The organism is Corynebacterium tuberculostearicum (assembly GCF_032821615.1).
Taxonomy (GTDB): domain Bacteria; phylum Actinomycetota; class Actinomycetes; order Mycobacteriales; family Mycobacteriaceae; genus Corynebacterium; species Corynebacterium tuberculostearicum_H.
Map to the genome: position 1 here is coordinate 1 of NZ_JAVBIF010000001.1, position 13419 is coordinate 13419.

General features: G+C 58.5%; 16 protein-coding genes. 15 read left to right on the forward strand and 1 reads right to left on the reverse strand.

Annotated features, from left to right (window positions below; genetic code table 11):
* Positions 1–166: 166 nt before the first annotated feature.
* From RAE09_RS00005 to RAE09_RS00075, 15 genes are all read left to right on the forward strand, one after another.
* On the forward strand, positions 167–616 hold the full coding sequence (locus RAE09_RS00005) for a hypothetical protein (protein WP_250409922.1): 450 nt from the start codon (positions 167–169) through the stop codon (positions 614–616).
* 2 nt (positions 617–618) lie between these two features.
* Positions 619–978 (forward strand): hypothetical protein, encoded by a 360-nt coding sequence (locus tag RAE09_RS00010; RefSeq protein WP_316980652.1) that lies wholly within the window; start codon positions 619–621, stop codon positions 976–978.
* Positions 979–1057: 79 nt separating this feature from the next.
* Complete coding sequence (locus RAE09_RS00015; RefSeq protein WP_316980653.1) at positions 1058–1867, forward strand: tetratricopeptide repeat protein; 810 nt, start codon at positions 1058–1060, stop codon at positions 1865–1867.
* On the forward strand, positions 1867–2850 hold the full coding sequence (locus tag RAE09_RS00020; RefSeq protein ID WP_316980654.1) for an HAD-IIA family hydrolase: 984 nt from the start codon (positions 1867–1869) through the stop codon (positions 2848–2850). Before RAE09_RS00015 ends, RAE09_RS00020 begins: the two co-directional genes overlap by 1 nt.
* Complete coding sequence (locus RAE09_RS00025; protein ID WP_200436158.1) at positions 2841–3002, forward strand: hypothetical protein; 162 nt, start codon at positions 2841–2843, stop codon at positions 3000–3002. The genes RAE09_RS00020 and RAE09_RS00025 overlap by 10 nt, the downstream gene beginning before the upstream one ends.
* The gene (locus RAE09_RS00030) at positions 3002–3808 is read left to right on the forward strand and encodes a TlyA family RNA methyltransferase (protein WP_250409724.1); all 807 of its coding nucleotides are present in this window, start codon (positions 3002–3004) and stop codon (positions 3806–3808) included. Before RAE09_RS00025 ends, RAE09_RS00030 begins: the two co-directional genes overlap by 1 nt.
* Positions 3805–4689 (forward strand): NAD kinase, encoded by an 885-nt coding sequence (locus tag RAE09_RS00035; RefSeq protein ID WP_005329485.1) that lies wholly within the window; start codon positions 3805–3807, stop codon positions 4687–4689. Before RAE09_RS00030 ends, RAE09_RS00035 begins: the two co-directional genes overlap by 4 nt.
* Positions 4689–6359: a DNA repair protein RecN gene (gene recN, locus RAE09_RS00040; RefSeq protein ID WP_316980655.1), complete on the forward strand. Its 1671-nt coding sequence runs from the start codon at positions 4689–4691 to the stop codon at positions 6357–6359. The genes RAE09_RS00035 and recN overlap by 1 nt, the downstream gene beginning before the upstream one ends.
* A gap of 19 nt (positions 6360–6378) precedes the next feature.
* Entirely contained in the window at positions 6379–7530 is a 1152-nt protein-coding gene (gene steA, locus RAE09_RS00045; protein ID WP_316980656.1) for a putative cytokinetic ring protein SteA, read from the forward strand.
* Positions 7531–7533: 3 nt separating this feature from the next.
* Entirely contained in the window at positions 7534–8436 is a 903-nt protein-coding gene (locus RAE09_RS00050; protein WP_316980657.1) for a copper transporter, read from the forward strand.
* 3 nt (positions 8437–8439) lie between these two features.
* Complete coding sequence (locus tag RAE09_RS00055; protein ID WP_005324666.1) at positions 8440–9078, forward strand: NUDIX domain-containing protein; 639 nt, start codon at positions 8440–8442, stop codon at positions 9076–9078.
* A complete protein-coding gene (xerD, locus tag RAE09_RS00060) occupies positions 9075–9965 on the forward strand; it encodes a site-specific tyrosine recombinase XerD (protein ID WP_179386469.1) in 891 nt (296 codons plus the stop codon). Before RAE09_RS00055 ends, xerD begins: the two co-directional genes overlap by 4 nt.
* A 12-nt stretch (positions 9966–9977) precedes the next feature.
* Complete coding sequence (locus tag RAE09_RS00065; protein WP_316980658.1) at positions 9978–10985, forward strand: hypothetical protein; 1008 nt, start codon at positions 9978–9980, stop codon at positions 10983–10985.
* A 127-nt stretch (positions 10986–11112) separates the two neighbouring features.
* Positions 11113–11985: a ParA family protein gene (locus RAE09_RS00070; protein ID WP_040425292.1), complete on the forward strand. Its 873-nt coding sequence runs from the start codon at positions 11113–11115 to the stop codon at positions 11983–11985.
* A gap of 6 nt (positions 11986–11991) precedes the next feature.
* Complete coding sequence (locus RAE09_RS00075; protein ID WP_316980659.1) at positions 11992–12789, forward strand: segregation and condensation protein A; 798 nt, start codon at positions 11992–11994, stop codon at positions 12787–12789.
* Here the strand turns inward: RAE09_RS00075 and RAE09_RS00080 are convergent.
* Positions 12786–13352 (reverse strand): GNAT family N-acetyltransferase, encoded by a 567-nt coding sequence (locus tag RAE09_RS00080; RefSeq protein ID WP_316980660.1) that lies wholly within the window; start codon positions 13350–13352, stop codon positions 12786–12788. The two genes, RAE09_RS00075 and RAE09_RS00080, sit on opposite strands and share 4 nt — an antisense overlap.
* Between the last annotated feature and the right edge of the window lie 67 nt (positions 13353–13419).

The window sequence follows — 13419 nt, forward strand, 5'->3', positions numbered from 1 at the left end:
TAGAGGGCTACAGCATCACGTTTGAACTGTTCGGAGTACCTAGGCATGGTGGTAGATTACCTTTCTTCCCAACCCAACCGGGCTGGATATCAGGTGTCTACCTAACGGGGGCCAGGTCCTTGCATCTTCGCTACACTTATCCACTCGATAGTTTGGGAGGAAACTTATGTGGTTCGATGGCTATCATCAGCAGTTTGGAAAGCGTCTGGAAGAATTTCACGCGGTTGCGATTCCTGCGATGCTCGAGGAGCTTTCGCCGGAGCAGGAAGAACAAGTCACCCAGGGCTCTAAAGAATTTCCGTTCGATGCGGTGCTAGACGTCTTAAACTCCAAGGACAGCTACGAAGACAAGGTTTCCCGAGTACTGGCTATTAGCGGTACATGGATGAATGCTGCTTCCGGTAGCCAGTGGGCTCTAGGCCCATTGAGCAGCACACCATACTCTGAACGGGTAGGCATAGGCGTTAGATGGGGTGAGATTGCATTCTCCCCACTATTGAATGTCGCAGAGAACCTTATTGATGCGTATCCGACTTGGCCGGGTGTGCTCAAGGAATTCGCTGACAAGCAAGAATTTAACCGTGACTATTTTTCGCAGCGGCTTAAGGAGATTTAGCGGTGTCTTCTTTCTCTTCTGAAAGACCGTTAGATGTTTCTGGAACTAGGGTCTTATTCGGTATCGGCACTGCGCTGCCGGGATCTTTGCTCTTGTCTATTTCGTGTGAAGGCGACGTTGTGGGCTGGTGGGACGCTGCGACTGGTGCGGTTTTGATTGTGTGTGCAGTGATTCTTCTCGGTTGGGCTGCATTGAGGAAGGCGGTGCGTCGTCAAGCGCTGTGGGGCCTGCTATTTGTTGTCTACGGCGCGCTAGGCGCGCTACTTGTTCCTGGTGGTAGCATCCGTTTCGTCACGGTGTGCCTCTGGGTTGGTTTGATGAGTAATGTTTGGGTAACGCTGCGGCAGCCCGCCAGGATCTAAATTCCGGCTTTTTGTTTGCGGGTTGTAGAATAGGGCCGGTATTTCTGTGCTAGTTCCAACCAAGAAAGGGTAGGGCTGAATGTCGGAGCGCAATCACAATGGGCGAGGCGGACGAGACCGCAAGCCACGCAATAACAAGGGCCGTGACTTTAAGGGCGATTCCCGGAAGAAGAAGTCTTTTTCGCCTCAGCGCTCCGGTTACCGTGAGGAACGCATTAACCGTCGCATGAGTGACCCAGACATCCCGGCTGAGGTAGATGTCAACGACCTGGACCCGATGGTGCTGCAGGACCTGAAGTCGCTATCGAAGGAGAACTCCGAGGCCGTCGCCAAGCATATGATCATGGCTGCGACCTGGATGGAAGATGATCCCAAGCTTGCATTGCGGCATGCCCGTGCCGCCAAGGACCGCGCTGGCCGCGTCGCAATTGCTCGTGAGGTCAATGGCATTGCTGCGTATCGTGCGGGCGAGTGGAAGGAAGCCCTTGCTGAGCTGCGTGCCGCGCGACGCATTTCCGGTGGCCCTGGAATGCTTGCAGTAATGGCGGATTGCGAGCGCGGCTTGGGCCGCCCGGAGAAGGCGCTGGAGCTAGGTCGTGCGGAGGGAGCATCGGAACTTGATGAAGAGTCCAAGATTGAGCTGGCAATTGTTTTGGCCGGCGCCCGCCTAGACATGGGGCAAGCCGAGTCCGCGGTTGTCACCATTCAACGCGCACATCCTGACCGCGATGCCCGCGGGGTAAGCGCGTGCCGTCTCGCTTATGCCTACGGTAATGCTCTGCTTGAAGCAGGCCGAAAGGACGAGGCTCGGGACTGGTTTGAGCACGCAGTTTCTATTGATGAAGGCGACTGGACCGATGCTGCCGAGCGCCTTGAGGAGTGCAAGTAGTGACGGTTCTCAGCAAGCACGACGCTCTTCTTCTCGATCTCGATGGCACCGTGTGGGAAGGCGGCCGACCCCTTTCTAACGTGGTGGACGTCATCAACACCTGCGGAGTGCCGGCAGTGTATGTGACCAACAATGCTTCGCGCAGCCCACAGGCAGTGGCGAAGATGCTGGCGGACATCGGTCTCACCGCGGGTACGGAACAGATCGTTACCTCTGCGCAAGCGGTACTCCAACTCGCGGCGGAAGAGGTCCCAGCTGGGGCAAAGCTGCTTATCATCGGTGCTGATTCCCTCCGTGACTTGGCCCGAGAGATGGGCTTCAAGGTAGTCTCCAGCGCCGATGACAAGCCTGCTGCCGTTGTGCAAGGCTTTGACCGCTCGGTTGGCTGGGAACACTTGACTGAAGGTGCCTTGGCCATTCGCCAGGGAGCCAAGTTCTTTGCTTCGAATCTCGATACCTCTTTGCCAATTGAGAGAGGTCTTGCTGTGGGAAATGGTTCTCTGGTTGCCGCCATCCAGTCAGCCACCGGGGTAGAGCCGGTATCTGCTGGCAAGCCCGAGCCGGCAATGTTTACTTTTGCGGCAAAGCAAATCGGCGCGAAGAAGCCACTTGCTGTGGGCGACCGTCTGGATACTGATATTGCAGGTGGTAACTCTGCTGCAATGGATACCTTCCATGTGCTTACCGGCGTTTCTGGTGAGTTGGAGCTGATTGAAGCACCTGTGGAGTCACGCCCTAACTTTATCGGTGCAGGAATGCACGAGCTTGCCCTTCCCGTCTCCGTCGCTCGTCCCGGAGCACAGGGTGGATTTACGGCGCGGTGCGATGGCCATGACCTTCTGCTCGAGGGCGGCGACGAAAAGTCTACCTCCGTTCAAGCATTGCGCACGGTGTTGGAAGTTGCATGGGCCATGCCGTCGCCGCCACGCTATATTCAGCCGCGTAGCGAGCGCGCGGAAAAGGTTGTTGCGCAATGGCGGTAAAGCCGCACGACTTTCGAGCCGTCAAGGAACCGGTAGAGATCGATGCGGAAGTAGCAGAGATCCTTGGAGAAGACGCAGCGGATTTGGCCGCTGAAGTAGATCAGCTTGATCGCGCTCACAATGTGTTGCGCGATGCATTGCAGGAGAATTAATGCCCCCACAACGTCGTAGGTTAGATGCGGAGCTGGTGCGCCGAAAGATTGCCCGGTCACGTGAGCAGGCACGGGAGATGATTAAGTCCGGCCGTGTCACGGTGGGTGGCTTCAAGGCGCACAAGCCGGCGTCGATTGTAGAGCCCGAGGTTTCCATCAAGGTAGAGGAAGCCGAAGAAGACAAGTGGGCTTCACGTGGCGCTCACAAGCTTTTGGGTGCCTTGGCCGAGTTCGACGTCGACATGAACGGCCGCATCCTCGATGCCGGCGCTTCTACCGGTGGCTTTACAGACGTGTGCCTGGAACACGGTGCGCAGGAAGTGCTGTCTGTCGACGTGGGCTATGGGCAGCTGCTCTGGCGCCTGCAAAACGATGATCGCGTAACCGTTTTAGACCGCACGAATATCCGGAATTTAACGCTGGAGCTTACCGACGGCCCCTGCGACGGCATGGTAGGCGATTTGTCCTTCATTTCCCTCCGCTTGGTATTGCCGGCCATTGTGGATTGTCTGAAGGACGGCGCTTGGTTGTTGCCTATGGTGAAGCCGCAATTTGAAGTGGGCAAAGAGCGCCTCGGAAGCGGTGGCGTGGTTCGTTCGCCGGAGTTGCGTAAAGAAGTAACCAAGGAGGTCGCTGAATTTGCGTTGTCCCTGGGGCTTAGCATGCATGGGGCTGTGGCATCCCCGCTGCCTGGGCCAAGCGGCAATGTGGAGTACTTCCTGTGGCTGAAAAAGGACGGTCAGTCCACAGATCTGGCTAAAGTGGAAGAAATGATTGACCGTGCAGTCGAGGAAGGCCCGCAATGACCCGTGAAATCCTGTTGGTGCCTCATGCCAACCGCCAGCAAAACCTGGAGGCGACGTCGCGTGCAGCTGAGCTTTTGCAAGATGCGGGAATTACCGTACGAGTGTGCGCGGACGAAAAGGTACTGCCGGGATTGAAGCATGTACCGCACACCGAAGATGCGGCCGCGGGGTGCGAATTGGTGTTGGTTTTAGGCGGCGATGGAACCTTCCTCCGTGCCGCCGACATGGCGCGTGCCGTAGATATTCCGGTGCTGGGCATCAATCTAGGCCACGTGGGATTCCTCGCCGAGTGGGAGGTCGAATCCCTCGATCAGGCCTTGGTGCGCGTGATTGAAAAGCGCTACCGCATTGAGGACCGCCTCACCATTGATGTGTCCATCTTTGATGAGGAGGGAACCCTTCTCAACCGCAGCTGGGCTTTGAATGAGGCTTCGGTAGAAAACCAAAACCGCTCCGGCGTGCTAGATGCAATCTTGGAGGTTGACCGGCGGCCGGTGTCGTCCTTTGGCTGCGATGGGGTGCTGATTTCCACGCCCACTGGATCGACCGCCTATGCGTTTTCCGCAGGTGGTCCGGTGTTGTGGCCCTCTCTGGATGCAATCTTGGTAGTGCCGAATAATGCGCATGCGCTGTTTACCAAGCCATTGGTTGTATCGCCCAATTCTTTAGTAGCCGTCGAATCGACGATGCGCACGACTCCCGCCACCGTGATATTAGATGGCTTCCGCGAATTTGCGATGCCAGCAGGGGCACGTGTGGAAGTAGTGCGAGGCGAGCGTCCGGTGCGGTGGGTACGCTTGGATGACCAACCTTTTACTGACCGTTTAGTCTCGAAGCTGCGCCTGCCCGTAGAAGGGTGGCGCGGGCCGAAGGAGAAGTAGTGCTCGTCGATATTTCCATCAATGATCTTGGCGTCATTAGCCAGAGCTCTGCGGAACTATCCGCGGGCCTTACCGTGCTTACCGGTGAAACCGGTGCGGGTAAGACCATGGTGGTTACTGGTTTAAGGCTCTTAGCCGGTGGTCGCGCGGACGCCTCTCGAGTGCGCGATGGCGCGAAGAAGGCTGCAGTGGAGGGGCACTTTTCTTCGTCGAAAGAATCCATCCGTGAGTTGGTGGAGTCGGTCGGCGGCGATGCTGACGAAAATGGCGAGTATATCGTTTCACGCACGGTCTCTGCCGCCGGAAGATCGCGGGCCTATTTAGGCGGCCGTGCGGTGCCGGCTGCAACTCTGGGCGAGTTCGCGCGCGAGCTTATAACGGTCCACGGGCAGAATGACCAGCTGCGTTTGCTCGCGCCCGAGGAACAACTGGGTGCGGTTGATCGTGCGGATCCGAAATTGGCGCGTGTGCGAGAGCGCTATACCAAGGCCTTCAAACAGTGGCGCAGCCTCGCGAAGGACTATAAGCGGCGTACGGAGCAGCGCCGCGAGCTGGCGCAGGAGGTTGACCGCCTGCAATTCGCCGTCGATGAGATCGATGGCATTGCCCCAGAACCCGGCGAGGATGAGGAACTAGTGCAGCTGGTTCGCAAGCTGCAGGACGTCGATGGGCTGCGCGAGTCCGCGGAAGTTGCGTTGGCTTCCATCGACGGCACCGAGGAACTGGAAGAGGCTGCCTCGGCACTGCTAGGCCGGGCGGTTTCTGCCTTGGCGGGGTCCACCGATAAGGAACTGGCGGCCTTGGGCGAACGGCTCAGCGAGATCTCGACGCAGTTGGGCGATATCTCCGGCGAGCTCGGTGGGTATCTAGCCGGGCTGCCGGCGGAGCCACACCTGTTGGAAAAGTCCCTCCAGCGGCAGCAGGAATTGCGCACGTTGACCAGGAAATACGCCGGGGATATTGATGGCGTGCTCGCCTGGCGCAATGAGGCAGCGGCAAAACTGGAGTCCATGGATACCTCCACAGAAGCCCTGGAGGAGCTGAAAAAGCAGGTCAAAGACGCTGAATCGGTGATGATTGAGCGGGCAGGGGAGCTGACAAGGGGGCGTCGGAAAGCGGCGAAGGCCCTGGGCGAGCAGGTAACGCAGGAGCTCCACGGCTTAGCCATGCCGAATTCGACCTTGACGGTCGAGCTTACGCAGGCGAAGTATTCAAAGTCCGGCGCAGACGCGGCCGAGTTGCAATTGAATGGCAAGCCGATTGCCTCTGCTGCCTCGGGCGGCGAACTCTCCCGTGTCATGCTGGCCTTGGAGGTCGTGCTGGCGGACGAGGACGGCGCCACCTTGGTCTTCGATGAGGTCGATGCCGGCGTGGGCGGGCGCGCAGCCGTAGAGATCGGCCGCCGCTTAGCCCGCTTGGCGGTGCATAATCAAGTGATTGTGGTAACGCACCTGCCGCAGGTCGCAGCGTATGCGGATGCGCACCTGCATGTATCGAAGGAGAAATTTACCTCTGGCGTGGCCGAGCTGTCACAGGAGGAGCGCGTAGAGGAATTGGCTCGCATGCTGGCGGGGTTGGACGATACCGAGACCGGCCGCGCGCACGCACAGGAGCTTTTTGACCGCGCACAGGAAGAAGCTTCCGCGCGCCTCACCCACTCGAAACCATAATCACGCCACAATAGGGCCCATGGCTCTGTTTTCCCGTAACCCCGAGCAGCCTGGTGCACTGCGCGATTGCACTCCAGGCGCTAAGGGGATGAAAAAGTTTAGTGAAGGCGACGTCGCCGTAATTGATGCGGCCAATATCTCTCGCCACGAGGCTCAGACCCTCATAGACCTTAAGCCCTCCGCCGTCATTAACGTGGCGGAATTTTCTACCGGCACGGTCCCTAATTATGGCCCGCACATGTTGCTTGACGCCGACATTACTCTCCTTGAAGGCGTTGGCCAGTCCTTTGTTTCCGAATTCAAAGAAGGCAAGAAGGCGCGTATCGGGGAGGACGGCACCGTCTTTAGCGGCGATAAGGCGCTCGGCACCGGCCGCGTGGTAACCCGTGAGCGAGCAGAAAAGAACTTCACCGCGGCGCAGGGCGCGCTGATTGACCATATGGAATCCTTCTTTGGCAATTCCATCGATTTCATTAACTCGGAAGGCCCGCTGCTTATCGACGGCCTCGGCGTCCCCGCCTCCGGCTCCGAAATCGCCGGCCGCAAGGCTGTCCTGTTTTCTCCTACCGATAGGCACCGCGAACAGCTCAAGCAGCTGCGCAACTTTATCCGTGAGTATGAGCCGCTGCTGATTGCAGTGGGAGCAGCAGCAGATTCGTTGCTGGCTCAAGGGTATAAGCCGGATTTCATTATTGGGGATCCCAATAGCGTGAGCGATGAAGCCCTGCGCTGCGGCGCCCGCGTAATCGTGCCTGCGGACCCGGAAGGGGAGGTAGAAGGCCTCGACCGCATCCAGGACCTCGGCATCGGTGCGATGACCTTCCCCGCGGCAACGCATTCCGGTACCGACCTGGGCCTGCTCTTTGCGGACTACCACGGCGCCGATCTCATCGTGCAGGCCGGCGGCGGGGTAGACCTCGATGATATCTTTGCGGACCGCACCAATCCCTCTGCCGTGCTGTCCCGCCTTAAGGCCGGTACCAAGGTGGTTGACGCTGATGCGGTAATTAATCTCTACAGTGCGCCTTCCTCCAACCTCGGCTGGTTGTGGGCAGTGCTGGGAATCCTGGTTGCCATTGCGGCGGTCATCCTCATCGTCGGCTTCGGCGGCAGCCAGGACTTTGCTAGCAACCTCAGCGAAACCTGGTCCAGCCTCTTTGGGGGCGCATAGGCCATGGCAAAGACTGAGCTTGTAGCAGGCTTGGGCTTCGGCGCCGCGGTAGGCGTAGCCTTGGGCGCCTTGGTGATTGCGCCGAACTTGACCACCAGCATGGCAGACGACGATCCCATCCGCGAGGAGCACCGCAAGGTGGTCCAAGACAATAAGATTCTGCAGACCCAGAATGACGCCAGCGACAAGATCGTGGCCGATTCTGGCGCGGAAATGGTTGATGGAGCCTTGTCTCAGCGCCCAGTACTCATCGTGACCACCGATGACGCCAATGGCGGAGACGTGGACGCGATTCGGAAGCTCTTGGAGTCTTCCGATGCCACGGAGGCCGGCGAGATTAAGCTGACCAAGGACTTCTTGCGCCCCGAAACTAAGGACAAGCTGCTTCCCATCTTGAAAGATACTGCGCCTAAAAAGGCAGATATCAAGAACTTGGATTCTGCAGGAGCCCTCAGCGGTGAGGTCCTGGGTACTGCGTTGTCTATGGATCCTGAAAGCACGAAGCCTTTGGCCTCAGTAGAAGAGCGCGCAGACGTGCTCCATAAGCTGCGCGACGAGGGTTTCATTGATTACGAAGATGGCACCATCGTTCCTGCCCAGGCCATCATCGTGGTCTCTGGCAATGGCCTGCGTGGTTACCCGTCCAGCGCGCTGGCAGAATTTTCCACCGGGTTAGATGATGTCAATGGGTCCGTGGTGTTGAGCGGGCGCACCAAGCAGACCCAGGATGATAAGGCGCTAGCCCAGGTGCGGGATCAGGACGCGGAGCTGTCTACGGTCGATAGCACCGAACGGGCAGTGGAGCGCATTGCGGTCATTCTGGCCACCAAGGAACAACTTGATGGTGGCCAGGGCGACTATGGCGCCACCGAAACTGCTGACTCCGCCTTGCCGGGAAAGGAATAGCCCATGGCGCATGATTTCAAGGTGCTTGATTCGCAGCTGCTTGTCGAAGCCCCCATTCTCGCCCTCCGCCGCGACGAGGTAGTCATGCCCGGCGGCGTTTCTGCCTCCCGGGAAGTAGTCGAGCACCTAGGTGCTGTGGCCGTCGTGGCAGTGGACTCAGACGAGCGTATTGCGATGGTGTATCAGTACCGCCACAGCGTGGGAAAGCGCCTGTGGGAACTGCCGGCGGGATTGCTCGACGTTCGCGGTGAGGATGAGCTAACCGGCGCGCAGCGTGAGTTGCAGGAAGAGGCCGGTTTGAGCGCACAGACCTGGTCCGTGCTGACGGACCTTGTCACCTCGCCGGGTTTCTGCGAAGAGGCGGTTCGCGTATTCCTCGCCTCGGAGCTTTCCGACGTCCCCCGGATGGAGGCTACGGGGGATGAAGAGGCCGATATGGAAGTCGCCTGGGTGGGCCTCGACGAGGCCGTCGACAAGGTGCTGCGCGGTGACATCGTTAATTCCATCGCCTGCAGCGGCATCTTGGCGGCCTACGCTGTGCTGCGCGGCGGCAAGCAGACCCGCAGCGTGGAGGAGCCGTTCGACCTTCGACCGACCTCGATGAGCTCCCGCCGCACGGGCGCGGACCTAAAGCAGCTGTGAGTGCGCTAGAAAACATAGCGCAGACCTGGCTTAATCACCTAGCAGTCGAGCGCGGCGTTTCTGCCAATACCTTGAGCAACTATCGCCGCGATGTCCGCCGCTACCTTTCGTGGCTGGGGGATAACGGGGTAGAGGATCTGCGGTCGGTGACGCGACCGATGGTGGAGGCTTATCTTAAAGACCTGCGCTCACACATGGCTGTGTCCTCAGCCAACCGAGCGCTCATCGTTGCTCGCGGACTGCATAAATTTGCCGTGTCAGAAGGCGTAGTGGACGTCGATGTCGCGGTTGAGGTAACCCCTCCGTCAACCGGGCAGCATTTGCCGGAGACATTATCGGTAGATGAGGTCACCGCCCTCATTGAAGCGACTCCTACTGAAACTCCAGTAAATGTGCGCGACCGTGCCCTGCTGGAGATGCTCTATGGCACCGGCGCGCGAATCTCGGAAATCATCTCTCTGAACGTTGATGACGTGTCCTCCGCGCAGGAGGTAATACGCTTGCGGGGCAAGGGAGACAAAGAACGGATTGTGCCAGTGGGCTCGCATGCCCGCCAGGCTCTCGATGCCTACTTGGTGCGGGCGCGACCGGCGCTGAGCAAAGGTAAGACGCCGGCGCTGTTTCTCAATACCCGCGGTGGGGCTTTATCCCGTCAAAGTGCGTGGACTGTGTTGAAGACTGCAGCGCAGCGGGCGCAATTGGGAAAATCCATTTCTCCGCACACCTTGCGGCATTCTTTTGCGACGCACCTGCTTGAAGGCGGCGCAGATGTGCGCACCGTGCAAGAATTGCTGGGACATTCCTCGGTGACAACAACGCAAATATATACTCACGTCACTGCCGATTCCTTGCGCGAGGTCTGGCGCACTGCGCACCCCCGTGCCTAAGAAAGGACCTATATGTTTTCAACTCGTGTAGCTGGTGCGGCGATTTCTGCCGCATTGCTTTTCCCAGCGGTGGCACACGCGCAGCTGCCTCCGGAAGTAGAGGCTGCTATTGCCGCTCCCATTTCGGTTCCTGCCGGCCAGACCACGACTGTAAGCTTGCCCGTGCCGGCCGAAGCCAACTACTCCGGCGATGGGTGGAACGTCTCCGCCTCAGGTACCTCCGCTACCATCACCGCCCCGGCAGATGGCGGCCAAATCTCGGTTCCTGTCTCCGCCCAAGGCATGAATGCAACCCTGACGCTGGTAGCCGATGGGTCGGTCGCACAGGAGGACATTCAGGAAGAAATTGACGGCGCGGAAGGCGGCCCGAACCCAGCGCCAGCGCCGGATCCGGGCTCTGATAAGCCGGCACAAGGTGACAAGGCGCCAGCCGGAAACGATGCCGAGGGCGGAGATGACAAGCCCGCGCCGGCGAAAGAAGATAGCAACTTGCCGGTTGTTCCAGGTAAAAAGCCGGAGCGCAAGCCTGCTGGGGAAGCCAACCTTGAAGGCGCGGAATACGTCAACCTTGAATCGAAAATCGAAGGCAATACAATTACCGCAAAGATGGGCCTCAAGCAGGCCTATGACCTCTACCAGCAGTTCAAGGACACGCAAGAAAATGACGTCACGCTGCGCTACCTCGATGGCGAGGGCAATATTATCCAAGGCGTAGAGCGTGACGTGGATGCCTCTTCTCGAACCCTCACCTTGACCTATCCGGAGGGCGAGGCGCCTGATAATCCCTTTATCATGCAGCTGCTTCGCAATGACGGTTCTGGGGCCGCACTCATCGTCACCCTACAGGACCCTAACTATCAATCCGCCGCGGAAAACCTCGATGAGCGCCAGCAAAGGGAACCCAAAGAAGAAGACGGCGGCTCCCATTTGGGCTGGATTATTGGAGGGGTAGCTGCGGCGGTGCTCATCGCGCTCATAGCTCTGGTGGCAATCCGCAAACGCCGTTCCAGTCAACGCTAAACGCTTGATATAGGCTAAGTCTCGGTACTTTTAACCTGTAACGGGTACGCTTTAATGACAACGTTGTAATCAACCCTAAGCCAAGTGTCATGGTCCGGAACTTGGCGTCAAGGAAGCAGGTGTGACTGTGAGCGAAGAGGGTCTATTTTCTGCCTCTGACGTAGAGGTGGGGCTGACCGGTCGTCCTATCCGTGAGCTACCGGAACCCGCACCCTTGGAAAAGCATGGGCCGGCCACCATCATTTCGATGTGTAACCAAAAGGGTGGCGTAGGTAAAACCACCTCAACCATCAATATGGGTGCCTGCTTGGCCGAGTACGGCCGTAAAGTCCTCTTGGTTGACCTTGACCCCCAGGGTGCGCTTTCGGCGGGACTCGGGCTCACGCATGACGATATCGAGGACACCATCTATGACGTGATGCTCGATAGCCACACCTCTATTCATTCCGCTATCCAGCACACCGGGGTATCGGGCTTAGATCTGGTGCCGGCGAATATCGACCTTTCCGCTGCGGAAATACAGATGGTCAATGAAGTCGGTCGCGAGCACACCCTTGCCCGCGCCCTGCGTCCGGTGCGCCGCGATTACGATTTCATCATTATCGACTGCCAGCCCTCCTTGGGATTGCTTACCGTCAATGCCCTTGCTTGCTCACAAGGCGTGATCATCCCTATGGAGTGCGAGTTCTTCTCCCTGCGCGGTTTGGCGCTGTTGACCGATACCGTGGAAAAGGTTTCTGATCGCATTAACTTTGACCTTGAGGTCATGGGAATCCTAGTGACCATGTTTGATCGCCGGACCAAGCACGCCCGGGAAGTGATGTCCCGGGTGGTGGATTACTTTGGCGATAAGGTCTTTGACACAGTCATTACCCGGACTGTTCGTTTCCCAGAGACTTCGGTAGCCGGCGAGCCGATTACTACCTGGGCGCCAAGCTCCCCGGCCACGCAGCAATACCGGAATCTGGCCAAAGAGGTCATCGAGCGCTCGACCGTTTAAGGTATCGTGACCCAGCCGGAGATTACGGGCTTTCGCATTGCACTGCGGAATTTTGAAGGCCCTTTTGACCTGCTTTTGCAGCTTATTCAGTCCAAGAAGATGGACGTGACTGACGTTGCGCTGTCAGAAGTGACGGACGAATTCGTGGCGTATACACGCCAGCTGGGAGAGTCCGCTGATCTGGATGAGACCACTGAGTTTTTGTTGGTGGCAGCTACGCTCTTGGATTTGAAGGCGGCGCGGCTTCTGCCGCGCGGTGATGTCGACGATATTGAAGACTTGGAACTGCTGGAGTCGCGCGACCTCCTTTTTGCCCGCCTGTTGCAGTACAAGGCTTATAAGCAAGCAGCCGACCAATTCGCCGTGTGGCAGCGCGAGGCGCAGCGTAGCTATCCGCGTGCGGTTTCCATCGAGGAGAAGTTTGCGGAACTTTTGCCTCCCGTCTCGCTCGGTCATACGCCGGCCAGCTTTGCCGAGCTTGCCGCGGGCGTGTTCCGTCCCAAGCCACCGGAGGAGGTGGCAACCGGTCACGTGCACGCCGTAGCAGTATCGGTGCCAGAGCAGGCCGGCAAAATTTTGGAAACACTGAAGCTGCTCGGTGCGGGCCAATGGACCAGCTTCGGTGCGCTAACCCGCGACTGTACGGTTTCTATGCAGGTAGTGGGGCGTTTCTTGGCCCTGTTGGAGTTGTACAAAGCCAAGGCAGTTGATGCACAACAAGAAGAAGCGCTGGGTCAGCTGGACCTATCGTGGACAGGCCTGGATGTTGACCCAGCGGTAGTTGCCGCAGCGAACTGGGACTAAGGCCGTTGCTGGATGAATTCCAGCGTCTCGGGGGTGAGCTCGCGGTCGGAGTAGACGCGTACGTCTGGTTCCTCGGGGTTGTCCTCGGTGCCTATGCGTCGCCCTTCCCATGCCTGATTGAGCCCTTGCTTTTCGATGACCCGGATGGCCGCCGGGTGATTTGTGGTCACGCGGGCGGTAATGGGGGAGTTGGGGTCCACCTGGCGGATGCTCTTCACCGCCTCGGAGGTGATTTCGGTGGCAAAACCGGCACCCCAATGGGCGGGGCGCAGTCGGTATTTGATGTCCCAGAAGTTTGCCTCATCGACGAAGATGGCACCGCCGACGCCGACGAATTCGGAAGGGTTGTGGCGCATATACGCGGCCCACGGCCCGAAGTGGTGGGCGTCCCACGACTGGGAGGATGCTTGTGCGAGTGCACGCGTGGTGCGGATATCGGCAAAGCGCCCATTGGGACGGTGGCTCCAGATGCGTCCGTCGCTGTAGACCTTGTGGGTCTCTTCGGTATTAGCGGCGGACAGCGGGATGAGGATGAGTCTGTCGGTGCGAGTAATGGTTTCCATGACAATATGTTAGCCGAGTCACAGTGGGGAACGAAAGTGATTTGGGGAATTTTCTGCGACTTTTTCC

Bases quoted from the DNA above. Each gene is read 5' to 3' on its own strand.
- RAE09_RS00005 (WP_250409922.1), top strand. From the start codon at position 167: ATGTGGTTCGATGGCTATCATCAGCAGTTTGGAAAGCGTCTGGAAGAA.
- RAE09_RS00015 (WP_316980653.1), top strand. From the start codon at position 1,058: ATGTCGGAGCGCAATCACAATGGGCGAGGCGGACGAGACCGCAAGCCA.
- RAE09_RS00025 (WP_200436158.1), top strand. From the start codon at position 2,841: ATGGCGGTAAAGCCGCACGACTTTCGAGCCGTCAAGGAACCGGTAGAG.
- RAE09_RS00030 (WP_250409724.1), top strand. From the start codon at position 3,002: ATGCCCCCACAACGTCGTAGGTTAGATGCGGAGCTGGTGCGCCGAAAG.
- RAE09_RS00035 (WP_005329485.1), top strand. From the start codon at position 3,805: ATGACCCGTGAAATCCTGTTGGTGCCTCATGCCAACCGCCAGCAAAAC.
- steA (WP_316980656.1), top strand. From the start codon at position 6,379: ATGGCTCTGTTTTCCCGTAACCCCGAGCAGCCTGGTGCACTGCGCGAT.
- RAE09_RS00050 (WP_316980657.1), top strand. From the start codon at position 7,534: ATGGCAAAGACTGAGCTTGTAGCAGGCTTGGGCTTCGGCGCCGCGGTA.
- RAE09_RS00055 (WP_005324666.1), top strand. From the start codon at position 8,440: ATGGCGCATGATTTCAAGGTGCTTGATTCGCAGCTGCTTGTCGAAGCC.
- RAE09_RS00065 (WP_316980658.1), top strand. From the start codon at position 9,978: ATGTTTTCAACTCGTGTAGCTGGTGCGGCGATTTCTGCCGCATTGCTT.
- RAE09_RS00080 (WP_316980660.1), bottom strand. From the start codon at position 13,352: ATGGAAACCATTACTCGCACCGACAGACTCATCCTCATCCCGCTGTCC.